The organism is Alphaproteobacteria bacterium (genome assembly GCA_019635875.1).
GTDB lineage: Bacteria > Pseudomonadota > Alphaproteobacteria > Reyranellales > Reyranellaceae > JAFAZJ01.
In genome coordinates this window covers 45,183-66,618 of the sequence record JAHBYP010000012.1, presented here as the reverse complement: position 1 = coordinate 66,618, position 21,436 = coordinate 45,183, and the positions used below count along the sequence as shown (strand labels likewise).

The window sequence follows — 21,436 nt, the reverse complement described above, 5'->3', positions numbered from 1 at the left end:
CCCGGCACTATGCGACGGCACCGGGATCATCGTCCACCCGGTGCCGGCTAGGCGGCGTGAGCAGTGGGCGAGGACGGGCCGTTGGGCAGCTCGGGCAGGCGCGCCAGCTCGGCGTACAGCGCGGGGAAGTCGACCTGCGTCGCCTCGAAGAGCTGGCGGAAATCGTCGAGCACGAAATAGCTGCGCTGGAGCTTGTCGATCTCGTAGGCCGTGCGCATCACGCGCCTTGCGTCGAAGGGCAGGCGTGCGGGAACGTTGGACTCAATGGCGTAGAGCGTCTCCCTGGCCGAGGAGATGATGCCGGCGCCGTAGATTTTGGGCCCATTGGCGGTGCGGATCAGGCCGAACTCGACCGTGTACCAGTACAGGCGCGCAAGGCGATGGACGTTGGCCGGTCCGGCCTCGACGCCGCGCTGGCCATAGGCCTGCATGTAGTCGGCGAAGACCGGGTTGGCGAGCAGCGGCACGTGCCCGAAGAAGTCGTGGAACAGATCAGGCTCGGCGAGATAGTCGAACTCGTCGCGGCGGCGGATCCAGACAGTGACCGGAAATCGCCGCGCCGCGAGGTGGCCGTAGAAGGCGTCGTCGGGGATCAGGCCGGGCACGCCGACGATGCGCCAGCCCGTGCGTCGCCGCAGCACGTCGCTTGCCCGCTCGAAGTCCGGGATTCGCTCGTCAATCTGCAGCGCCGCGAGGCCGTCGAGGAACTCTGGGCAGGCATGCCGTTGCGCCAGCAAAGACTGGCGGCGCAGCAAGGTGCGCCAGACGTCGTGCTCTTCGGCGCTGTAGCCATTGGCCGGCTGCCGCACGGTCCAGTCCGCGGCCATCGCGCCGTAGTCGCCGCGCAGGCCAGCGGTATCGGGCAAGGGATGCTCGTTCATGCCCATTAGATAGGGTGAAGGGGCGTAGTGAATCCATGCAAAATGCGCTCACCTTTGGCAGGTTATTAGTGTTACTCTCTATTGTTGTGTATATTCATGGTGCCAATCGCCATGCCGGGCCTTGACAACATCGATCGGCGGATCGTCGCTGAGCTCCAGCGCGACGGCCGCCTGGCGATCGTCGACCTGGCCGACCGCGTCGGCCTGTCCGCGACCCCGTGTCTGCGTCGGGTGAAGCGGCTGGAAGCCGACGGGTTGATCCGCCGCTACGCCGCGCTGGTCGATCCGAAGGGAGTGGGGCTCGGCACCCAGGCACTGGTGCAGGTCACGCTCGACGATCACTCCGAACCTGTCGTCGAGGCCTTCGAGGCGGCGATCCGCCAGCGGCCGGAGGTGATCGCGTGCTACGCCGTCACCGGCGAGATGGATTTCCTGCTGCAGGTGCAGGTCGCCGACCTCGAGGCGTTCAGCGAATTCGCGCTCAAGGCGCTCCTGCGCATGCCCGGCGTGAGGGGCACGAAGTCGAGCTTCATCATGCAGACCATCAAGAGCGATCTGGCGTGGGCGCCGATGCCCGATCCTGGGCGATGACGCGGGCGTAGACCGGCCGGTCGATGTTGCCGCCGCTCAGGATCACCGCGACCTTGCGGCCCCGCATGCGCTCGCGTTCCTGCATCAGGCCGGCCAGCGGTACCGCACCGGCGCCCTCGGCGAGCTGGTGGGTGTCGGTGTAGTAGGCGCGCATCGCTTCCTCGATCTCGGCGTCGCTCACCTGCACGATGCGCTCGGCGCCCTTGAGCATGATGTCCAGCGCCTCCGCCGAGGGTACGCGCACCGCCACCCCGTCGGCGAACGTGTCGGCGCTGTTGGTCTCGACCGGCTTCTTTGCGACAAATGACAAAGCGTAGGCCGGCGCGTTGGTCGAGACACAGCCGACGATCTTCGTCTTCAGCCCCAGCGCGTTGCGCGCGGTGATCAGGCCGCAGATGCCCGAACCCAGTCCGATCGGGGCGTAGACCGTGTCGAGCTCAGGTGCGCCGCGGAACAGTTCCAGGGCGTAGGTGCCGACGCCGCGCACCAGATCCATGTGGAACGACGGCAGCATCTCCAGGCCGCGTTCGGGCGCGATGCGCACGGCCTGCTCGCGCGCGGCGTCGAAATCGTGGCCGTGCTCGATCAGCTCGGCGCCGAAGGCACGCATCGCGGCGTTCTTCTCGACGCTGTTGCCGTGCGGCACCAGGATCACCGCCCGCACCCCGTTGCGCGCGGCGGCGAAGGCCACGCTTTGGCCGTGATTGCCGCGCGTCGCGCTGATCACGCCGCGCACCTGCGGCCGTTCGCGCTTCAGCCGGTCCATGTAGACCAGCCCGCCGCGAACCTTGAAGGCGCCGGTCGGCGTGTGGTTTTCGTGCTTGACCCAGACCTCGGTACCGACGCGTCGCGCCAGCAGGGGCCAGGCGTATTGCGGCGTCGGCGGCATGGCGCCGTAGACCACGCGCTGGGCGGCCTCGTAGTCGGCGACGGTCAGCAGGGGCATGTCGGTCCTCCGGCCGGCAGTCTCGCGACCCTGCCATGCGCGATCAACCGCGACCTTGTCGGCAGACAAAGCCGGCGCGATCCGGGCTAGGATGGGTGCCCGACTGCAAGAGGACCGCTTTCATGCCCATCGTTCCGCGCTCGCTCGAACTGCAGGCCGAGCTGACGCGCATCCGCCGCGACATCCACGCCCATCCCGAGCTGGCCTACGAGGAGCACCGCACCTCCGACATGGTGGCGGCGAAGCTGACGGAATGGGGCCTGGAGGTCCATCGCGGCCTGGGCAAGACCGGCGTGGTCGGCACGCTGCGCAAGGGCAACAGCCCGAAGGCCGTCGGCCTGCGCGCCGACATGGACGCGCTGCCGATGCAGGAAACCAACGACTTCGAGCACCGGTCCACCAGCACGGGCCGCATGCATGCCTGCGGCCACGACGGCCATACCACGATGCTGCTGGGCGCCGCCCGGGTGATGGCCGAGACGCGCAACTTCGAAGGCGCGGTCCACTTCATCTTCCAGCCGGCCGAAGAGGGCGGCGGCGGCGCCAGGGCGATGATCGAGGACGGCCTGTTCCAGAAATTTCCCTGCGACGCGGTGTTCGCCATCCACAACAAGCCCGGCCTGAAGCTCGGCACCATCGCCACCAAGCCCGGGCCGCTGCTGGCCGCCGCCGACCGCTGGGACATCCGCATCAAGGGCCATGGCGGCCACGCCGCGCACCCACATCTCGCGCGCGATCCGCTGGTGATCGGCTCGCAGATCGTCATGGCGCTGCAGGGCATCGTCAGCCGCAACACCGATCCGCTCGACGCCGCCGTCGTCACCGTGGGCTTCATGAAGGGCGGCTCGGCCTACAACGTGATTCCCGGCGAGATGCACATCGGCGGCACGACGCGCACCACCACGGTCGAGAACCGCGCCATGGTCGAGCGTCGCATCCGCGAGATCTGCGCCGGCGCCGGCGCGATGCACGGCGTCGAGGTCGCCGTCGAATACCGTCCGGGCTACGGCCCGACGATCAACGACGCCGACAGGGCGGCCTTCGCCGCCGACGTCGCGGCCGAGATCTGCGGCGAGGCCAACATCCTGCGCACCGTGAAGCCGTCGATGGGCGCCGAGGACTTCTCCTTCATGCTCAATGCCGTGCCGGGCGCCATGGTGTGGCTGGGCAACGGCATGAGCGAGCAGGGCCTGCACAACCCGGGCTACGATTTCAACGACCAGGCGATCCCGTTCGGCGTCAGCTTCTTCGTGCGCGCCGCCGAGCGGTTCCTGTCGAAGGAAGCCTGAGGGCGTCCCGGGGCGCGGCATGAGCTTCGTCGCCATCTACGGCCGCGTCCTTGGACTTCTCCGCCCCGAATTCGGCCTCGCGCTCACGCTGGCGCTCGCCAACATCGCCGTTGCCGGCCTGCAGTTCCTCGAGCCGGTGCTGTTCGGCCGTGTCGTCGACACGCTGACCAGCGCGGCCGGGCGCTCGAAGGACGACGTCTGGCAGGACGCGCTCACCCTGCTGGGCATCTGGATCGCCATCGGCATGGGCGGCATCGTCGCCAACATCGTCGTCTCGCTCTATGCCGACCGCATGGCGCATCGCAACCGCCTGGCGGCGATGGCGCGCTATTTCGAGCACGTGCTTGCGTTGCCCTTCGCCTTCCACAACGCCCAGCATTCCGGTCGCCTGCTCAAGGTGATGCTGCAGGGCGTCGACAATCTGTTCGGCCTCTGGCTGATGTTCTTCCGCGAACTCCTCGCGACCTTCGTGGCGATCTTCGTCATGCTGCCGCTGTCGCTGTTCATGAACTGGCGCCTGGCCCTGCTGCTGATCGGGCTGATCGCGTTCTTCGCGATCGCCAACGCCTGGATCGTGTCGCGCACCGACAACCTGCAGCGCGAGGTCGAGGACTTTCACAGCAAGCTGGCCGGACGCGCCGGCGACGCGCTGGGCAACGTGCACCTGATCCAGAGCTTCGTGCGACTGTCGACCGAGACGCGCATGCTGCACGAGACCATCCGCGAGCTGCTTGCGGTGCAGTTCCCGGTGCTCAACTGGTGGGCGCTGCTCAGCGTGCTGACGCGCGCCGCCGCCACTGTCACGACGCTGGCGATCTTCATGCTCGGCACCTGGCTGCACCTCAACGGCCAGGCCAGCGTCGGCGAGATCGTCAGCTTCATGGGCTTCGCCGCCATGCTGATCGGCCGCATGGAGCAGGCTTCCAGCTTCGTCGCGCGCATGTTCTTCCAGATGCCGGCGCTGGCCGATTTCTTCACCGTGCTGGAGACCGAGTCGACGGTGCGCGACAAGCCCAGCGCCGTCACGCTGCCGCGGGTGCAGGGAGCGGTCGAGTTCTCGAACGTGACCTTCTCCTATGACGGTCGCCGCCCGGCACTGAAGGATTTCTCGCTCAAGGTGGCGCCTGGCATGACGGTGGCGCTTGTCGGTCCGACCGGCGCCGGCAAGAGCACCAGCATGGCCCTGCTGCACCGCATGTGGGATCCGCAGGCCGGCGCGATCCGCGTCGACGGCACGGACATCCGCGACGTCACGCTCGAGAGCCTGCGGCGCAACGTCGGCGTGGTGTTCCAGGACAACACCATGTTCTATCGAACGCTGGCGGAGAATTTGCGCGTCGGCAAGCCGGACGCCACCGACGCCGAGATGGTCGAAGCCGCCCGGCTCGCCGAGGCGCACGAGTTCATCGAGCGCCAGAGCGATGGCTACGACACGCAGGTCGGCGAGCGCGGCGCGACCCTGTCGGGTGGCGAGCGCCAGCGCATCTCGATCGCCCGCGCGCTTCTGAAGAACCCGCCGATCCTCATCCTCGACGAGGCGACCAGCGCGCTCGACGCCCTCACCGAGGCCAAGATCCAGAAGGCGCTGAAGTCTCTGATGAAGGGTCGCACCACCTTCATCATCGCCCATCGGCTGTCGACCATCCGCGATGCCGATCTGGTCGTGGTCTTCGACATGGGCGAGGCGGTCGAGATCGGCGGCTACCAGGAACTGCTGGACAGGCACGGCGCCTTCGCACGCCTGGTGGCGACGCAGCAGGGCGGCGCGCTCACCGGCACGGCGGTGCGCCGGTACATGGGCGACCCCGGCGTGCCCGAGCCGGATCCCAATGGGCCGGAAATGCCGCTGCCCGCAGCGCGATGAGCGGGCGCTCATGCCCGACCGCTGCACCCATGCAATTCCATGTGGATGACCGGCCCCTCGGCCACGTTCTGGGCTGTCCTTGCGGCCGCGATCCGTGGCATGGAACATGCGTGTCACTTTTTTGGGCACGACGGAGGCTTGGGAGATGATGGGGAAAATCGGTGTGCGGCTTGGCATGATGGCGCTGGGCGCGACCCTCGCGTCGGCGCTGGCGATTCCGGCGCATGCGCAGACGGCGATCAAGTTCACCCTGGACTGGGTGTTCCAGGGGCCGACCTCGCCGTTTCTCGTGGCGCTGGAGAAGGGCTACTACAAGGCCGAGGGGCTGGACGTGACCATGGATCCCGGCCAGGGCTCGGCCGGCGCCGTGCAGCGCGTCGCCACCGGCGCCTACCAGATCGGCTTCGCCGACGTGAACACGCTGATCGAGTACAACGCCAAGAATCCCGGTAAGGAGATCCTCAGCGTGTTCATGGCCTACGATTTCCCGCCTTTCGGCGTCTACGCGCTGAAGAAGAGCGGCATCAAGGTGCCCAAGGACCTTGAGGGCAAGAAGCTCGGCGCGCCGGTCTTCGACGCCTCGTTCCGCCTGTTCCCGGCCTTCGCCAAGCGCCAGGGCATCGGCAAGTGGGAGCATGTCAACCTCACGCCGCAGCTGCGCGAGCAGAGCCTGGTGCAGGGCTCGGTCGACTTCATCTCCGGCCACTACTTCTCCTCGATGCTCGACCTGAAGGCGCGCGGCGTGAAGTTCGAGGACATCGTGGCCATGCGCTACAGCGACTTCGGCATGAATGTCTACGGCAATGGCATCATCGTCTCGCCCGAGATGGCCAACAACGAGAAGGTGGTGAAAGGCTTCATCGCCGCCACGATCAGGGGCTGGAAGGACGTCGTCGCCGACAACAAGGTCGGCATCGCCGCCGCCAAGAAGCGCGACCCGCTGATCAACGAGGCGCTGGAGACGGAACGCCTGCAGCTGTCGCTGCAGACCAACATCTTCACACCCTACGTCAAGGCCAACGGCATGGGCGATGTCGACCCGGCGCGCTTCGCGCAATCGGTGAAGGAAGTGGCCGAGGCGTTCGGTCTGCCGGCGGCGCCCGATCCGGCCAAGATCTTCACCAACAGGTTCCTGCCGCCCAAGGCCGACCGCATGGTCGCGCAATAGCGGCCAGCCGCATCGGATGCGATGGACGGGGCGGCCGCGAGGGCCGCCCCGTTTCGCGACAAGGATCGGCGTTGGGGAGCTCGATGACAGAACCGGCACTGGTCGAATTGCGCGGCGTGAAGCTCGCCTACGGGCTGGGGCGGGAAAGCACGCTGGCGGTCGACGGCCTCGACATGCGGATCGGCAAGGGCGAATTCGTCGCCGTGGTCGGCCCGTCGGGATGCGGCAAGTCGACCCTGATGAAGCTGGTCACCGGGCTGCTGCCGCCGACAGCCGGCGAGATCGTCGTGCATGGCCAGAAGGTCACGAAGCCGGTCAAGGGTGTCGGCATGGCGTTCCAGAATCCGACCCTGATGCCCTGGCGGACCACCATGGACAACGTGCTGCTGCCAATGGAGGTCGTCGAGCCGCACAAGCGGCGCTTCCGCCGCCACCGCGCCGAGTACGAGGCGCGCGCCATGAAGCTGCTGCGTACGGTCGGCCTCGGCGACTTCGCGCAGAAGTTCCCGTGGCAGCTGTCGGGCGGCATGCAGCAGCGCTCCAATCTCTGCCGTGCGCTGATCCACGAGCCCGAGATCCTCATGCTCGACGAGCCGTTCGGCGCGCTCGACGCCTTCACCCGCGAGGAGCTGTGGGGCGTGATGCAGGCACTGTGGCTCGAGCAGCGCTTCACCAGCGTGCTGGTGACGCACGACCTGCGCGAGGCGGTCTACCTCGCCGACACCGTCTACGTGATGAGCCGGCGGCCGGGAAAGATCGTCCTGGTGCAGCAGGTCGAGCTGCCGCGGCCGCGCACGCTCGCCAGCACCTTCGAGCCGGCCTTCGTCGATCTTGTGCACAAGCTGCGCGACCGCATCCACCTCGAGCACGCATGAGGGCGGGCTGATGGAAAACCTCGAACGCAACCACCTGCTGCGCCTGGCGATGCCGTGGCTGGTGATGATCGTCTTCTTCGCAGTGTGGGAGCTGGCCTGCGTCGTCTTCGCCATCGAGGAGATCATCCTGCCGCGGCCGAGCAAGGTCTTCGAGGTGATCATCCTGCGGTTCGATATCCTGCTGAAATTCTGCCTGCAGACCCTGTGGAGCACGGTGATCGGCTTCGGCCTGGCGATCGCCGGCGGCCTGCTCCTCGGCCTCGCGATCGGCGCCTCGCCGTTCGTCTACTCCGGCCTCTATCCACTGCTGATCGCCTTCAACGCCATTCCCAAGGTGGCGATCGTGCCGATCCTGATGATCTGGGTCGGGGTCGGCTTCCTGCCGGCGATCATCACCGCCTTCGTCATCAGCTTCTTCCCGATCGTCGTCAACGTCGCCACCGGGCTGGCGACCATCGAGCCGGAGATGCGCGACGTCATGCGCAGCCTGGGCGCCACGCGCGCCGAGATCCTGATCAAGGTCGGCATTCCGCGCGCCATGCCCTACCTGTTCGCCAGCCTGAAGGTGGCGATCACGCTGGCCTTCATCGGCTCGGTGATCGCCGAGACGGTGGGCGGCAACAATGGCATCGGCTTCCTCATGCTGTCGGCCGGCGCGCGCAACGACGCGCCGACGACCTTCGCCGGCCTGTTCGCCATCGCCGTCATGGGCATCCTGATGTACGCGATCTGCGCCATATTCGAGCGGCGCATGACCCGATGGGCCTTCCGTGGCGAGCTGGTGAGCTGATCGCGTCGCTTCGTGTCGACGCGCAACGCCGCGTTGCGAGGGCGGCGCAGCCGCGCCGGATCCGCCATCATGAGCGTATGACGCTCGTATTCCGTCTCCTGGCGACGCTGCTCTTCGGTCTCACCGCCGGCTTCTTCTTCGCCTTCGCCATCGATGTCGCGCCGGCTCTGGCACGCACTGAATCGTCAGCCGCGATCGCGGTCTTCCAGCAGATCAACATCGTCGTGCGCAACGCCTGGTTCGGCGCGGTCTATTTCGGCGCCGTCGTCGTGCCGCCGGTGGCGCTGGCGCTGGTGTGGCGCGATCGTCGATCCCTCGGCTGGTGGCTCGGGCTGGCCGCCTGGCTGGTCTATCTGGGCGGCGTCCAGGCGCCAACCGCCGCGATCAACGTGCCGATCAACCAGGTGGTCGCGGCGTGGACGCCGACGGTGCCGGCCGGTGACTGGCGCGCCTTGCTGGAGCGTTGGACGGCGTTCAACACCCTGCGGACAATCGCCGCCACCGCCGCTTTCGCGCTGTCGCTGGCCGGGCTCGTTCTACCGGCGGCGCGGCGTCCTTGACGCCACGCGGCGCAGCTCGGCGTCGGGGAAATGCGGCGTGCCATAGGTACGGAACAGCTCGATCACCCCGGCCATCTCGTCGGCCGACAATCTTGTCGGCTCGGCCACGGCGCGGGCACGCAGATACATGCCGCACAGCGTCTCGACCTCGATCGCCAGCGCCAGCGCCTTGCGCGGCGTGGCGCCGGTGGCGATCAGGCCATGATTGGCCAGCAGGCAGGCCTTGCGGCCCTCAAGAGCGGCCAGCGCATGGTCCGACAGTGCCTGCGTGCCGAACGTGGCGTAGGGCGCGCAGCGGATCGAATCGCCGCCGGCGACCGCGATCATGTAGTGGAACGGCGGCAGGTCGAGGCGCAGGCAGGCCAGCGCCGTCGCGAACGAAGAATGCGCGTGCACGATCGCGTCGACATCCGGCCGAGCCGCGAAGATGTCGCGATGGAAGCGCCACTCGGTCGACGGCCGATTCGGGCCGGTCCAGCGACCGTCCACGGTCATGACCGGCAGATCGGCGGGCTTCATCGTGTCGTAGTCACGACCGCTGGGCGTGATCAGGAAGCGCTGGCCGTCCAGCCGCGCGCTGGCATTGCCCGATGTTCCCTGGTTGATGCCACTGGCATTCATGGCGCGGCAGGTTTCGATCAGCGCTCGTCGCAGCGCTGTCTCGCCTATTCTCGCCTTCCGGGGGAAGGCGGTAGAGGGGCGTTTCATCTCATGACGCCCAGGCATGTTCGGGGAACAGCGACAGCAGGCCGGCGGCGCTGGCCTCGCAGACGCCGCGTTCGGTGATCAGGCCGCTCACCAGCCGTGCGGGCGTGACGTCGAAGGCGAAGTTCGCCACCGCCGTGCCCGCGGGCACGATCCTGACCGAGGCGATCTCGCCGCTGGGCAGTCGACCCGTCATGCTCGAGACTTCGGCGCCGTCGCGCTGTTCGATGGGGATGTCGCGCACGCCGTCGTCGACCGTCCAGTCGATCGAAGGCGAGGGAACCGCCGCGTAGAACGGCACACCGTTGTCGTGCGCCGCCAGCGCCTTCAGGTAGGTGCCGATCTTGTTGCCGACGTCGCCGCGCCTGGAGGTGCGGTCGGTGCCGACGATGCAGAGGTCGACCATGCCGTGCTGCATCAGATGGCCGCCGGTGTTGTCGGCGATCACGGTGTGTGGCACGCCGTGCTTGCCCAGCTCGAAGGCGGTGAGGCCGGCGCCCTGGTTGCGCGGACGCGTCTCGTCGACCCAGACGTGCAGGTCGAGGCCGCGATCATGCGCCAGGTAGATGGGCGCCAGGGCCGTGCCCCAGTCGACCGCCGCCAGCCAGCCGGCGTTGCAATGGGTCAGCACGTTGATGCGCTCGCCCGGCTTCTTGCGCCGCCGCGCGGCCTCGATCAGCGGCACGCCGTGCCGGCCGATCGACGCACAGGCCGCGACGTCGGCGGCGCAGATTTCGTCGGCCCGCGCATAGGCTGCGGTGGCGCGCTGGGCCGGCGGCAGCGGCATCAGAAGACCGCGCAGATCGTCGAGCGCCCAGCGCAGATTGACGGCAGTGGGCCGTGTCGCCATCAGGCGCTCATACGCGCGCCCCAGCATCGCGTCCGACCCGTCAGCGGCCATCGCCAGGGCCATGCCGTAGCCGGCGGTCGCGCCAATCAGCGGCGCGCCGCGTACGATCATGCCGCGGATCGCCGCTGCCGCGTCATCGAGCGTGCGTAGCGCGCGAATCTCGAAGGCGTGCGGCAGCCGTGTCTGGTCGATGACCTCGACGGTGCGGCCGTCCGCAGCCAGCCAGATCGTGCGATAGGGTTTGCCGTCGACGTTCATGCCACGCGCTCCACGGCGCGAGTCACGGCCCACTCTCCGACGAGGAGGATCGCCGCCACCAGCAGGCCGACGACCCAGATCACCAGGGTCGCCGCCATCGCCAGCGCAGTGTTGAGCATCGCCGTCGCCGCCAGGACCATGTGCCCCAGCCCGTCGCGGCCCGCCACCATGTCGCAGACGACCGCCAGCAGCAGCGCCAGCAACGTGGCATGGCGCAGCCCGCGCAGCAGGGCCGGTACCAGGCCGGCGATGCCGCTTGCGGTCAGCACGCCCAGCATGGCGGCGACGAAGGCCAGCGCGGCGCCAGTCGCGGCGGCGCGAATCCGGGTTTCCTCACCGACTCCCGACCAGAGGATGAAGATCGGCAGCAGCGTGACGATCAGCAGGGGGCTCAAGTCGCCGATCCAGATGGCGAGGAAGCGCAGGGCGCGGCCAAAGCCCGGCATGGCGATGGCGAACGCCCCGAGAACGACGCAGACGGGTGCGGCGATGGCGAGCCCGATCAGCGTGGCGAAGGCCACCGTGCGCACGGTGACGACGATCGCCGCCGAGAGATTCGGCCAATGGTCGGACAGCGCTTCGAGGACGCGTCCGGGCGCTGGCAGGATGTGCTCCGGCTGCACCTGGGCGGCGGCGGCGAACTGCCAGGCAGCGAAGCCTACGGCGAGCAGGGCTACGCCCAGGACCAGGCCGCCCGTGGGGTTGGTCCTGCTGAGTCCCCCAGCCATCGCCGATCGTGATCGTGCGTCGTTCATGCGTCGTCACTCTTTCAGGCCGCCGGCCGTCGTGCCAGCCGCGACAGGGCGAGGATAGTACCCAAGGATAGCGCAGCGGCGACAAGCGAGGCCAACAACGTCACCGTGACGCCGCCGCGCTCCATCAGCGCGGCGAAGACCACTGGTGCGATGGCGGTGACGACATTCAGCGGCACCGCCAGCCAGCCCATGTAGCGGCCGTACTCCGACCGTTCGAACAGCGCCAGCGGCAAGGTCGCGCGCACGACGGCCTTCAGCCCGTTGGCGATGGCGTACAGGGCCACGATCGCGAAGCCCGCGGCAACCGTGGAGCTGCCGGCCAGGCCGACCAGCAGCGCCACGGGCAGGGCGGCGGCGCCGATGATCGCCGAGTTCATGCTCGACAGGCGACTGGCAAGCGCGATCTCCATCAGGCGCACGATGATCTGGATCGGCCCCATGAACGACGCCAGGACGACCGCGGTCGCCGGCGAGTGGCCAAGCTCGCGCAGGATCTCGATCAGATAGAGCGTCATGCCGGTGTAGACGATGCCGCCGGTCGACAGACCGATCGCCAGCAGGGCGAAAACCATGGGCCGGCGCACGGGCGTCGGCGGCGGCGCGCCTGGGCTGCGCGGCGGTGTCGGTGGCAGGCGCGGTGGCGCCGAGGACGGCAATACCAGCAGGTGGATGGGCAGGCAGACCAGCAGGTGCAGGCCGGCGTAGAGCAGCACGGTGCTGCGCCAGCCCAGGGTCGCGTCGAGCGCGCCGCCCAGCGGCCAGAACACCGTCGAGGCCAGCCCGCCCACCGTCGTCAGAAGGGCCAGCGCCCGACGCGCGCCATCGCCGGCGATCTGGGCCAGGGCGATGGAGGAGATGGTGCCCATCATGACGACGCCGGCGATGCCCAGCAGCAGCCAGGCGGCGATGTAGGTGATGGCCCCCTGGGCCTGCGACAGGGCCGCCAGTCCGATCGCCCCCAGCACGGAGCCGGTGGCCATCAGGCTTCGCGCGCCCCTGCGATCGACGGTACGGCCGATGCGCGGCGCCAGCAGCGCGGCGACGACGAACATGATGGTCGGCCCGGCAAAGACGATCTCGGCCGGCAGGCGCAAGTCCTCGCCGATGTGACGGCCCATCACCGAGGGGGTGAAGAAGGTCGAGCCCCAGCCGACGATCTGCGTGACGCCGAGCCCGATGATCGAGACGGGCAGCGGGCGCGGATTGAACGAGTCGGCGGTCACCGCCGCAGTGTAGCGAGCGCTAGGCGCCGACCGCCACCGCCACCGCGTCGATGATCGCCGCCGCGTCGAGCCGCAGCTTGCCATAGAGGTCGGGGATGTCGCCGGACTGGCCGAAGCTTTCGATGCCCAGCGGCATGACGCGATGCGGGCCGACCGAGCCCAGCCACGACAGGGTGAGCGGATGGCCATCGAGCACGGTGACCAGCCGGGCGTTGCGCGACAGCGGCGCCAGCAGGCGCTCGACTGGCGCCGGTTCGCGCGACAGGCGACCCGTCGTGCGGCCGCGCTCGCGTTGCGCGGCGAGCCAGTCCTGGTGCAGGCGGTCGGGCGAGGTGACGACCAGCAGACCGGTGCCGGCGAAGTCGCGGACGACGCTGTCCCACGCTTCCAGCGCCGCGGGCGTCACCGCTCCCATGCAGACGATGGCGAGATCGGCGTCGGGCGCCGGCGGACGCAGCCAGTAGCCGCCATCGACGATATCGCGCGCCAGTTCCGGGCTCAGCGGGCGCTGCGGCTGGTCGAGCGGGCGGGTCGAAAGGCGCAGGTAGAGCGAGCCGCCCTCGGGCTTCTGCAGATGCTCGAAACCGAAGCGCAGCAGCACCGCCAGCTCGTCGACATAGGCCGGCTCGTAGCTCAGCAGGCCGGGCTGGCCGATGCCGATCAGCGGAGTCGACACCGATTGGTGCGCGCCGCCCTCCGGCGCCAGTGTGACGCCCGAGGGCGTGGCGACGAGGATGAAGCGGGCATCCTGGTAGCAGGCGTAGTTCAGGGCGTCGAGGCCGCGGGCGATGAATGGATCGTACAGCGTGCCGATCGGCAGCAGGCGGGCGCCGAACAGCTCGTGCGAGAGGCCCAGCGCGGCGAGCTGCAGGAAGAGATTGTTCTCGGCGATGCCCAGCTCGACATGCTGACCGCGCGGATCGAGGCTCCAGCGCTGGGCCGAGACCACCTTGAGCTCGCGGAACACGTCCTCGGCCGCGGTATGTGCGAACAGGCCCTTGCGGTTCACCCAGCCGCCGAGATTGGTCGACACCGTCACGTCGGGCGAGGTCGTCACGATGCGCTCGGCCAGGGGACCACCGGCGGCGGCGATCTCGTCGAGGATGCGGCCGAAGCCGGCCTGCGTGCTGGTGCGTTTCTCGCGCGGCGGCGGCAGTGAGTCGGGAATTGCGATCTCGGGCGCGCTGAGGCGGCGTGCGCCCTGGCGGTTGAACGGCGCCTTGTCGATGAAGGCGCGCAGTTCCTTGGCGTCGGTCTCGAGCCCGGCGAAGGGCTCCCATTCAGATCCCGACGGCACCCCCATGCGCGCCTGCCAGTCGCGCATCTGCTCGAGGTTCATCAGGCCGGCGTGATTGTCCTTGTGGCCGGCGAAGGGCAGGCCGTGCCCCTTGATGGTATAGGCGATGAAGCAGGTCGGCCGGTCGTCGTCCACCGACTCGAAGGCGTCGAGCACGGCCTGCATGTCCAATCCCGCGAGGTTGGTCATCAGGGCGTGCAGCTGTTCGTCGTCGTGCGTCTCGAGGATGCGGCGCACGCCGGGGAAGCGATTGAGGTCGCGCTTCAGCGCCTCCCTCCAGGCCGCGCCCCCCTGGTAGACCAGCGCCGAGTACAGTGAGTTGGGGCAATCGTCGATCCACTTGCGCAGATGCTCGCCGTCGGGAGCGGCGAAGGCGGCTTCCAGCTTGCGGCCGTACTTCAGCGTCACGACGCGCCAGCCGACCAGCTCGAACATCTCGGCGACGCGGCCGAACAGGCGGTCGTTGACCACGGAGTCCAGGCTCTGGCGGTTGTAGTCGATCACCCACCACAGGTTCCGCACGTCGTGCTTCCAGCCCTCGAGCAGGGCCTCGAAGACATTGCCCTCGTCGAGCTCGGCGTCGCCGACCAGCGCGATCATGCGGCCGATCGGCCGCTCGGGCGCCAGCTTCTTCAGCCGCACATAATCCTGCACGATCGAGGAGAACAACGTCATCGCCACGCCGAGCCCGACCGAGCCGGTCGAGAAGTCGACGTCGTCGGTGTCCTTGGTGCGCGAGGGATAGGATTGCGCGCCGCCCAGGCCGCGGAAGCGCTCGAGCTTCTCGCGCGTCTGGCGGCCGAACAGGTACTGGATGGCGTGGAACACCGGCGAGGCGTGCGGCTTGACCGCGACGCGGTCCTCGGGCCGCAGCACCGCGAAATAGAGCGCAGTCATGATAGTCGCCAGCGAGGCGCACGAGGCCTGATGCCCGCCGACCTTCAGGCCGTCGCGGTTGGGCCGGATGTGGTTGGCGTGGTGGATGGTCCACGCCGAAAGCCACAGCACTTTGCGCTCCAGCTCGCGCAGGAACCGCAGACGCTGGATGGGGGCCATGGTGGTCATATGGGAGGCATACGCCGGGATGTCGGGCAAGTCCTTGCGTTTGTGTTGATGTAGCCCGCGTGAAGGGTAGAATATTCCTGAGAATTAAGGATTCCAGGTATGATCTCCCTAGACGCCATCGATCGGCGCATTCTCGGCCAGCTGCAGAAGGACGGCCGGATCAGCAACGCCGATCTGGCGGAGCGCGTCGGCCTGTCCTCCTCGCCGTGCTGGCGGCGCGTGAAGGCGCTCGAGGAATCCGGCGTCATCAAGGGCTATGCGGCACAGGTCGATGCCCGCGCCGTGGGCCTGTCGGTCAACGTCTTCATGAGCGTGTCGCTCAGCACCCAGGTCGAGAAGTCGCTGCAGGCCTTCGAGCGGGCCGCCGCCAGCCGGCCGGAGGTCATGGAGTGCTATCTGATGACCGGCGACAGCGACTACCTGCTGCGCGTCGTCGTGCCCGACCTCGACGCCTACGAGCGCTTCGTCATGGACTTCACCAAGATCCCGGGCATCGCCCAGATCCGCAGCTCATTCGCCCTGCGCCCGGTGAAACAGGGCGCGGCGCTGCCGCTGGAGCGATGAGTCGAGCCGGTCTTTGTCCGACTCCGTGAAGGCGGCGAGAAGGAACCTGCCCTAGTTTCCCTTGTCGGCGGGCTTGGCCGGCGTCGGCGCGCGATAGCGCTCGCGGGCAGCCAGCGCGTCGCGCAGCTCGAGGTCGCGCCGCGCGGCGAGCGACAGCAGGCAGCGGTCGTGATGCGAGACGCGATCCTCGTCCGATACGTGCGCCACGCTCCAGCTGCAGTGGCGGTCGCGATAGCTGGCCCAGGTCTCGTGGGTCTGCGGATGCGGGACGACGCCGCCATTGACTGCCTGTCGCCCGGCCTCGGCGAGCCGACCCTCGTAGTAGGCGACCGCCTTGCGCGTCATGCAGCGATCCAGCGCCTCGCGTTCGGCCGCCAGGCCGTTGCACAGCGCGCGGATCGGCGAGGGAGCCAGCGCCGCCAGGGTCTGCGGCGGCTGGGTCGCGGGATTGGCCGGTCCGGCCACCGGCGTCGCCGGCACGCGTCCCTGGTAGGTGTCGTGCTTCTTGTCGCATTCGGCGAGAGTGGCCAGCACGCGCTGCGCGACGCGGGCCTCGCCCTCGGCGGCGATCTCGGCGCGCAGACGGGTCTCCACATCGCTGCCGCTGACGAACTCGGCGCTGTGGGCGTGCGCCAGGTAGCGCAGGGCCGCCGCGGTGTCCTCGTATCGCCTGATGCGCGAGGTCAGCGCGACGGTGCGCTGGGCGGGGATGGCGGCCGACAGGGCGCGCGCGGCGTAGGCGCAGTCGCGCATGACGGCGGCCCGCCAGGTGCCGACCATATGGCGCATCGCCGCCAGGCGGTTGCTGAACCGCACCAGCAGGCAGTCGCGCGCGACGACCTCGCGGGCGGGATCGAGGTCCCCCGTGCCGTCGGCCTGGCAGGCGGACGCGCTGCCGGAGAGCCACGCCGCCTGATCCTCGTCGAAGCGCGAGCGCTCGTCGGGCGTGATGCTCAGCCGCAATGCCCGCGCCGATTCGTCGATGCGCTGCGCGAGCCGGGTCATGACGACGGCCGAGCACAGGATCCGCGTCGCGACCCGCACCGGTGGCGTCGGATGGACGCAATCGGCGGGTGTGAGGACGGGTGGTGTCGCGGCCAGCGGCTGCGCCGACGATGGCGCCGGCAGGGCCGACAAGGAGAGGAGCAGGGCGCCGACTAGGGGCAGCCGGATCGATGGCATGGGCGGAATTCGGCGCTCTTGGTTGATTGTCGGCACAATACCACAAACCAGCGGCCTTGTTGTAGGGTGAGCCGCAAAAGGAAAGTGCAGCGGGAGAGAAGCAGATGCTGTCCTACGACCACGGCACATCGAGGACCAAGCTGATCGGCGAGACCATTGGCGCCTTCTTCGATCGCCAGGTGGCGGCCTATCGCGAGCGCGAGGCGCTGGTCGTGCGCCATCAGGGTATCCGCTGGAGCTGGGGCGAGCTGGCGCGCCGGGTCGACGATCTCGCCGCCGGCCTGCTGTCGCTGGGGCTGAAGCGCGGCGAGCGCGTCGGCATCTGGTCGCCCAACAACTCGGAATGGACGCTGACGCAGTTCGCCACCGCCAAGGCCGGGCTGGTGCTGGTCAATGTCAACCCGGCCTACCGCCGGGCCGAGCTCGAGTACGCCATGAACAAGGTCGAGTGCAGCGCGCTGATCCTGGCGCCTTCGCTCAAGACCTCGAACTACCTGGAGATCGTCGAGGACCTCGTGCGGGAGAAGAAGCTGCCGCACCTGAAGCACATCGTGCGGCTGGGCGGCGAGAAGACGCCGGGCATGCTGAACTTCGACGACATCGCAGTGGCCGGCGGCAATGCCGAGAAGGCGGCGCTGGCCGATATAGGCCCGACCCTGCAGTTCGACGATCCGATCAACATCCAGTTCACGTCAGGGACGACCGGCTTTCCCAAGGGCGCGACGCTCTCGCACCACAACATCCTCAACAACGGCTTCTTCGTCGGCGAGGGCCTGAAGCTCACGCCCGAGGACCGGCTGTGCATTCCCGTGCCGCTCTATCACTGCTTCGGCATGGTGATGGGCAACCTCGGCTGCCTGACTCATGGCTCGACCATGGTGTATCCCGCCGAGGCCTTCGATCCACTGGCCACCCTGCAGGCCTGTGCCGAGGAACGCTGCACGGCGCTCTACGGCGTGCCGACCATGTTTATCGCCCAGCTCGATCATCCGCGTTTCGCCGAGTTCGACCTGGAGAGCCTGCGCACCGGCATCATGGCCGGCTCGCCCTGTCCGATCGAGGTGATGAAGCGCGTGCAGAGCCGCATGAACATGCACGAGGTCACCATCGCCTACGGCATGACCGAGACCTCGCCGGTCTCGACGCAATGCGCCACCGACGATCCGGTCGAGCGCCGCGTCTCGACCGTCGGCCAGGTGCTGCCGCATATCGAGATCAAGATCGTCGACGGCGAGGGCAGGATCGTGCCGCGCGGCGAGACCGGCGAGTTCTGCACCCGCGGCTACTCGGTGATGACCGGCTACTGGAACGACGCGGAGAAGACCGCCGAGGCGATCGATGTCGGCGGCTGGATGCACACCGGCGATCTCGCGACCATGGACGCCGAGGGCTACGTCAACATCGTCGGCCGCCTGAAGGACATGGTGATCAGGGGCGGCGAGAACGTCTATCCGCGCGAGATCGAGGAGTTCCTGTACCGCCATCCCAAGGTGCAGGACGTGCAGGTCGTCGGCGTGCCCGATCCGAGGTACGGCGAGGAGGTCTGCGCCTGGATCAAGCTGCGCGACGGAGAGAGCGCGACCGACGAGGAGATCCGCGAGTTCTGCAAGGGCCAGATCGCCCACTACAAGATCCCGCGCTACGTGCGCTTCGTCGATTCCTTCCCGATGACCATCACCGGCAAGGTGCAGAAATTCATCATCCGCGACGAGGAGATCAGGCAGCGCGGCCTTGTGGCGCAGAAGACCGCGTAGCGATGGAACGCAACGCCAGCATTGACGCGTTCCGCGCGCTCGGCGCGCTGCTGGTCTTCTCCTTTCACACGCGCTTCCTGATCGGCAAGGAGTTCTCGACCGGCTGGACCGGCGTATCGCTGTTCTTCGTGCTGTCGGGCTACCTGATCGGCGGCCGGCTGCTCGAGCTCGCCGACCGCGAGCTGCCGCTGAGATCGGCGCTGGCTTCGTTCTACTGGCGGCGGACGATCCGCATCTTTCCTGTCTACATCGTCTTCCTGCTGGTCGTCACCGCCGTGGCCATGCTCACGCGCGACCGCGCGCTGCTCGATCCGCTGCCGTGGGCGTGGACCTACACCTCCAACTTCTTCCATGCTTCCTCGGCCTACGTGTTCGATCCCGTCATGGGGCCGACCTGGAGCCTCGCGGTCGAGGAGCAGTTCTATCTGCTGTTTCCTTTCGTCGTGCTGGTCCTCGGGAGGCGCGGGCTGGCGACCGCGCTGTTCGTCATGATCGTCGCCGGCCCGGTCGTCCGCGCCGCCCTGGCGATCGTCATCGACCACTGGCCACAATACTTCACCGCCAAGCACGAGGCGGTGTACGTCGCGGGGTTCACCCACATCGACGCCTTCGCCTTCGGCGCGCTGATCAACCTGTTGCCGGCGGCGCTGTGCGCCCGGCTCGGCCGCGGCTACGTCATCCTGGCCGCCACCGGCCTCGCCATTGTGCTGGGCTGGCTGACCACGGGAACCATGGACGGTGCGCTGTGGTTCTCGCCGACTGATGCCGGCGCGCAGCTGATCTGGGGCTATACCGCCGTCGACGTCGTCTGCATGCTGCTGATCTGCCGCGCCGTCGCCCGGCCGACCGATTCGCTGGGCCGCGCGACGGGGCCGATGGCGATGATCGGGCGCTGGTCCTACAGCTTCTACCTGATCCACCTGCCGATCATCTTCCTGGTGTCGCGCGCGCCTTCGACCCTGGGCGTCGATCTGCCCGGCTGGTTGCTCCTGATCATCGCCTTCGGACTGACGCTGGCAATCGCCCGCACACTCTATGAATGGGTGGAGAGGCCGGCCCTGCGCCTGAGAACGCGATTCGCAACCACCTGACTAACCGCGAACGGCGGGTTTGCCAATCGATTCCAGGCAGGCCCTGAAGGCGGCTTCATCGGCCGGCGACGTGAAGGCGCGCTTGGGTATCACGTGATACTGCCCATCGACCGGGTATATCCGATAGACACGACTGTCCTCTGCCCAGCGTCGATAGTCAGACCAGCTTGTACGCGACGTGTATCTCACCGATGAGAACGTCACGGCCACAGAATCCCACGACATCTCGGCGGCGTCGCGCAAGGCGGCGTATTGCGCGAACTGACGGCGTCCGACCTTGGGCAGATACAGCCAGTAAATCGCGGCAAGATAGACGGGAGCGCCAACCGCGCCGCCCGTCAACGCTAACGCGGCAACAAGAGAACCGCCCCATAGCCATGCGCCGGCCGCCGCGATCCACATGATTGCTATGCACGCATATGAGAACGTCCAGCCGGCCATCGTTCGCCAATGCGAACGCAACGCGCCGACAACGTCATCGGTGTCGAGCTGGAAAGAAGCCGTGTGCGTGACACCGCTATTCGACGGCGGTGTATTCGAGGGTACGCCGGCCCCGTCGAGCACAACTCAGCCCGCCAGTCCGTTCAGCGCGCCGACGACGGCGAGCTGGATGTGCGCGGCGTCGACCATCTGCGAAACCGGCACGCTTTCGTTGGCAGCATGGCCCTGCGCGCCCGAGCCGGGACCGAAATTGATGATCTCGATGTCGTCGTCGGCGAAATAGCGGCCGTCGCTGACGCCGGTGGCGTTGAGGAACTTCGCGCCTCTGCGCAGACGGGCGCGGATGGCCTTCTCGAAGGCGTCGACGCCCCGGCCGCTCTCCGGCGCGAAGAAGCCGTTGGTGCCGGTGAGGAACTCGACCTTGTAGCTGCCGCGCGGCTCGCCGGACGAGTCGACGACCTTTTTCAGCTCGGTGAAGGCGGCCTTGACCTTCTCGTTGGGCAGCAGCCGGCGGTCAATCTCGACCGTGCAGGCGCTGGGCACCACGTTGGTGTTGTGCCCGCCATGGAACATGCCGACGTTGACCGTCGACTTCATCGCGCCCGACACGCGGCCGGGCAGCACCTTGTCGTAATAGGTCTGCAGCACGGCCACGAGATGCATCATGCGCAGGATGGCGTTGTCGCCGGCAGCCGGGTTGCCGGCATGCGCCGCCTTGCCCTTCGTCGTGATGCGCGCCCACAGCACGCCACGCTCGGCGACGATCAGCTGGTTCTCGGTCTGCGCGCCGAGGATCAGCACATCGGGCTTCACCTTCCTTGTGGCGCGCAGATGCGCCATGCCGTCGGGACCGAGATTCTCCTCGTCGGCGACAAAGGTGAAGACGACCTCGCCGGCGGCCGGACCGCCGCGTCGCGCGATTTCCTCGGCGAGCCAGAGCTGCACCGCCATGCTGCCCTTGCAGTTGCCGGCACCCAGGCCGTAAACCTTGCCGGCCTTCAGCACCGCCTTGAACGGATCCGTGCTCCAGTTGGCGCGCTCGCCCACGCCCACCGTGTCGACATGCGCGTTGAAGACGACGCTGGCTCCTTTGGTCTTGGCCTTCATCCGCGCAACGACGTTATCGACCTTCTTCGTCTTGGTGACGGTCTCGACCTGATAGCCGGCAGCCTTCAGGCGCCTGGCGGCATAGGCGCAGATGCCGACGCTCTCGCCGGGCGGGTAGGGGCTGGGAATCGCGATCAGGTCCGAAAGAATCGAAACGAGGCTCTTGTCGAGAGCGGGCAT

The 21,436-nt window shown here is 68.0% G+C and carries 20 protein-coding genes; 10 read left to right on the top strand and 10 right to left on the bottom strand.

Going from position 1 to position 21,436, the window contains the following annotated elements; genetic code table 11:
* Nucleotides 1-47: 47 nt before the first annotated feature.
* The gene (locus KF889_28585) at nucleotides 48-887 is read right to left on the bottom strand and encodes a phenylalanine 4-monooxygenase (protein ID MBX3503421.1); all 840 of its coding nucleotides are present in this window, start codon (nucleotides 885-887) and stop codon (nucleotides 48-50) included.
* A 105-nt stretch (nucleotides 888-992) separates the two neighbouring features.
* On the opposite strand from KF889_28585, the gene KF889_28580 reads away from it, so the two are divergent.
* Nucleotides 993-1,472, top strand: coding sequence for an Lrp/AsnC family transcriptional regulator (locus tag KF889_28580; GenBank protein ID MBX3503420.1), 480 nt, complete (start codon nucleotides 993-995; stop codon nucleotides 1,470-1,472).
* Here the strand turns inward: KF889_28580 and KF889_28575 are convergent.
* Nucleotides 1,426-2,418, bottom strand: a complete 993-nt coding sequence (locus KF889_28575) for a threonine dehydratase (protein ID MBX3503419.1) — start codon at nucleotides 2,416-2,418, stop codon at nucleotides 1,426-1,428. The two genes, KF889_28580 and KF889_28575, sit on opposite strands and share 47 nt — an antisense overlap.
* A 122-nt stretch (nucleotides 2,419-2,540) precedes the next feature.
* Here KF889_28575 and KF889_28570 point away from each other — a divergent pair, with 122 nt between their 5' ends.
* The 6 genes from KF889_28570 to KF889_28545 all read left to right on the top strand — a co-directional run bounded on the left by KF889_28570 (nucleotide 2,541) and on the right by KF889_28545 (nucleotide 8,964).
* Nucleotides 2,541-3,707 (top strand): amidohydrolase, encoded by a 1,167-nt coding sequence (locus KF889_28570; protein ID MBX3503418.1) that lies wholly within the window; start codon nucleotides 2,541-2,543, stop codon nucleotides 3,705-3,707.
* A 19-nt stretch (nucleotides 3,708-3,726) separates the two neighbouring features.
* On the top strand, nucleotides 3,727-5,571 hold the full coding sequence (locus tag KF889_28565) for a glucan ABC transporter ATP-binding protein/ permease (GenBank protein ID MBX3503417.1): 1,845 nt from the start codon (nucleotides 3,727-3,729) through the stop codon (nucleotides 5,569-5,571).
* 175 nt (nucleotides 5,572-5,746) lie between these two features.
* On the top strand, nucleotides 5,747-6,739 hold the full coding sequence (locus KF889_28560; GenBank protein ID MBX3503416.1) for an ABC transporter substrate-binding protein: 993 nt from the start codon (nucleotides 5,747-5,749) through the stop codon (nucleotides 6,737-6,739).
* Between the two features lie 83 nt (nucleotides 6,740-6,822).
* Nucleotides 6,823-7,614 carry an ABC transporter ATP-binding protein gene (locus KF889_28555; protein MBX3503415.1) on the top strand — a complete coding sequence of 264 codons (792 nt, stop codon included), beginning with the start codon at nucleotides 6,823-6,825 and terminating at the stop codon, nucleotides 7,612-7,614.
* A 10-nt stretch (nucleotides 7,615-7,624) separates the two neighbouring features.
* Nucleotides 7,625-8,404 (top strand): ABC transporter permease, encoded by a 780-nt coding sequence (locus KF889_28550; protein ID MBX3503414.1) that lies wholly within the window; start codon nucleotides 7,625-7,627, stop codon nucleotides 8,402-8,404.
* Between the two features lie 77 nt (nucleotides 8,405-8,481).
* Nucleotides 8,482-8,964: a DUF1772 domain-containing protein gene (locus KF889_28545; protein MBX3503413.1), complete on the top strand. Its 483-nt coding sequence runs from the start codon at nucleotides 8,482-8,484 to the stop codon at nucleotides 8,962-8,964.
* On the opposite strand, the gene KF889_28540 is transcribed toward KF889_28545, so the two are convergent.
* From KF889_28540 to KF889_28520, 5 genes are read right to left on the bottom strand one after another with little or no spacing between them, the layout of a single operon-like run.
* Nucleotides 8,941-9,672: a class II aldolase/adducin family protein gene (locus KF889_28540; protein MBX3503412.1), complete on the bottom strand. Its 732-nt coding sequence runs from the start codon at nucleotides 9,670-9,672 to the stop codon at nucleotides 8,941-8,943. The two genes, KF889_28545 and KF889_28540, sit on opposite strands and share 24 nt — an antisense overlap.
* A gap of 1 nt (nucleotide 9,673) precedes the next feature.
* Complete coding sequence (mtnA, locus tag KF889_28535; GenBank protein MBX3503411.1) at nucleotides 9,674-10,777, bottom strand: S-methyl-5-thioribose-1-phosphate isomerase; 1,104 nt, start codon at nucleotides 10,775-10,777, stop codon at nucleotides 9,674-9,676.
* Entirely contained in the window at nucleotides 10,774-11,532 is a 759-nt protein-coding gene (locus tag KF889_28530) for a hypothetical protein (GenBank protein ID MBX3503410.1), read from the bottom strand. The genes mtnA and KF889_28530 overlap by 4 nt, the downstream gene beginning before the upstream one ends.
* A 14-nt stretch (nucleotides 11,533-11,546) precedes the next feature.
* A complete protein-coding gene (locus tag KF889_28525; GenBank protein MBX3503409.1) occupies nucleotides 11,547-12,755 on the bottom strand; it encodes an MFS transporter in 1,209 nt (402 codons plus the stop codon).
* A gap of 19 nt (nucleotides 12,756-12,774) precedes the next feature.
* Complete coding sequence (locus KF889_28520; GenBank protein MBX3503408.1) at nucleotides 12,775-15,108, bottom strand: transketolase; 2,334 nt, start codon at nucleotides 15,106-15,108, stop codon at nucleotides 12,775-12,777.
* A gap of 108 nt (nucleotides 15,109-15,216) precedes the next feature.
* Between KF889_28520 and KF889_28515 the strand changes: the two genes are divergently transcribed.
* A complete protein-coding gene (locus tag KF889_28515) occupies nucleotides 15,217-15,681 on the top strand; it encodes an Lrp/AsnC family transcriptional regulator (GenBank protein ID MBX3503407.1) in 465 nt (154 codons plus the stop codon).
* 51 nt (nucleotides 15,682-15,732) lie between these two features.
* Here the strand turns inward: KF889_28515 and KF889_28510 are convergent, their stop codons facing one another.
* On the bottom strand, nucleotides 15,733-16,863 hold the full coding sequence (locus tag KF889_28510; protein ID MBX3503406.1) for a hypothetical protein: 1,131 nt from the start codon (nucleotides 16,861-16,863) through the stop codon (nucleotides 15,733-15,735).
* Between the two features lie 104 nt (nucleotides 16,864-16,967).
* Here KF889_28510 and KF889_28505 point away from each other — a divergent pair, with 104 nt between their 5' ends.
* Together KF889_28505 and KF889_28500 are read left to right on the top strand one after the other, a co-directional pair.
* Nucleotides 16,968-18,617: an AMP-binding protein gene (locus KF889_28505; protein ID MBX3503405.1), complete on the top strand. Its 1,650-nt coding sequence runs from the start codon at nucleotides 16,968-16,970 to the stop codon at nucleotides 18,615-18,617.
* A gap of 2 nt (nucleotides 18,618-18,619) precedes the next feature.
* Complete coding sequence (locus KF889_28500) at nucleotides 18,620-19,708, top strand: acyltransferase (GenBank protein ID MBX3503404.1); 1,089 nt, start codon at nucleotides 18,620-18,622, stop codon at nucleotides 19,706-19,708.
* On the opposite strand, the gene KF889_28495 is transcribed toward KF889_28500, so the two are convergent.
* Both KF889_28495 and KF889_28490 read right to left on the bottom strand, forming a co-directional pair.
* Nucleotides 19,709-20,110 (bottom strand): YcxB family protein, encoded by a 402-nt coding sequence (locus KF889_28495; protein ID MBX3503403.1) that lies wholly within the window; start codon nucleotides 20,108-20,110, stop codon nucleotides 19,709-19,711. It lies immediately after the preceding gene.
* 165 nt (nucleotides 20,111-20,275) lie between these two features.
* Nucleotides 20,276-21,436 (bottom strand): ArgE/DapE family deacylase, encoded by a 1,161-nt coding sequence (locus KF889_28490; protein ID MBX3503402.1) that lies wholly within the window; start codon nucleotides 21,434-21,436, stop codon nucleotides 20,276-20,278.

What these genes read in the sequence shown, in the direction of transcription:
- KF889_28550 (MBX3503414.1), top strand. Translation starts at nt 7,625, where the DNA reads ATGGAAAACCTCGAACGCAACCACCTGCTGCGCCTGGCGATGCCGTGG.
- KF889_28500 (MBX3503404.1), top strand. Translation starts at nt 18,620, where the DNA reads ATGGAACGCAACGCCAGCATTGACGCGTTCCGCGCGCTCGGCGCGCTG.
- KF889_28580 (MBX3503420.1), top strand. Translation starts at nt 993, where the DNA reads ATGCCGGGCCTTGACAACATCGATCGGCGGATCGTCGCTGAGCTCCAG.
- KF889_28540 (MBX3503412.1), bottom strand. Translation starts at nt 9,672, where the DNA reads ATGAAACGCCCCTCTACCGCCTTCCCCCGGAAGGCGAGAATAGGCGAG.
- KF889_28520 (MBX3503408.1), bottom strand. Translation starts at nt 15,108, where the DNA reads ATGGCCCCCATCCAGCGTCTGCGGTTCCTGCGCGAGCTGGAGCGCAAA.
- KF889_28490 (MBX3503402.1), bottom strand. Translation starts at nt 21,436, where the DNA reads ATGCCCGCTCTCGACAAGAGCCTCGTTTCGATTCTTTCGGACCTGATC.
- KF889_28515 (MBX3503407.1), top strand. Translation starts at nt 15,217, where the DNA reads ATGATCTCCCTAGACGCCATCGATCGGCGCATTCTCGGCCAGCTGCAG.
- KF889_28545 (MBX3503413.1), top strand. Translation starts at nt 8,482, where the DNA reads ATGACGCTCGTATTCCGTCTCCTGGCGACGCTGCTCTTCGGTCTCACC.
- KF889_28565 (MBX3503417.1), top strand. Translation starts at nt 3,727, where the DNA reads ATGAGCTTCGTCGCCATCTACGGCCGCGTCCTTGGACTTCTCCGCCCC.
- mtnA (MBX3503411.1), bottom strand. Translation starts at nt 10,777, where the DNA reads ATGAACGTCGACGGCAAACCCTATCGCACGATCTGGCTGGCTGCGGAC.
- KF889_28510 (MBX3503406.1), bottom strand. Translation starts at nt 16,863, where the DNA reads ATGCCATCGATCCGGCTGCCCCTAGTCGGCGCCCTGCTCCTCTCCTTG.
- KF889_28570 (MBX3503418.1), top strand. Translation starts at nt 2,541, where the DNA reads ATGCCCATCGTTCCGCGCTCGCTCGAACTGCAGGCCGAGCTGACGCGC.
- KF889_28495 (MBX3503403.1), bottom strand. Translation starts at nt 20,110, where the DNA reads ATGTGGATCGCGGCGGCCGGCGCATGGCTATGGGGCGGTTCTCTTGTT.
- KF889_28555 (MBX3503415.1), top strand. Translation starts at nt 6,823, where the DNA reads ATGACAGAACCGGCACTGGTCGAATTGCGCGGCGTGAAGCTCGCCTAC.
- KF889_28585 (MBX3503421.1), bottom strand. Translation starts at nt 887, where the DNA reads ATGGGCATGAACGAGCATCCCTTGCCCGATACCGCTGGCCTGCGCGGC.
- KF889_28505 (MBX3503405.1), top strand. Translation starts at nt 16,968, where the DNA reads ATGCTGTCCTACGACCACGGCACATCGAGGACCAAGCTGATCGGCGAG.
- KF889_28530 (MBX3503410.1), bottom strand. Translation starts at nt 11,532, where the DNA reads ATGAACGACGCACGATCACGATCGGCGATGGCTGGGGGACTCAGCAGG.
- KF889_28575 (MBX3503419.1), bottom strand. Translation starts at nt 2,418, where the DNA reads ATGCCCCTGCTGACCGTCGCCGACTACGAGGCCGCCCAGCGCGTGGTC.
- KF889_28560 (MBX3503416.1), top strand. Translation starts at nt 5,747, where the DNA reads ATGATGGCGCTGGGCGCGACCCTCGCGTCGGCGCTGGCGATTCCGGCG.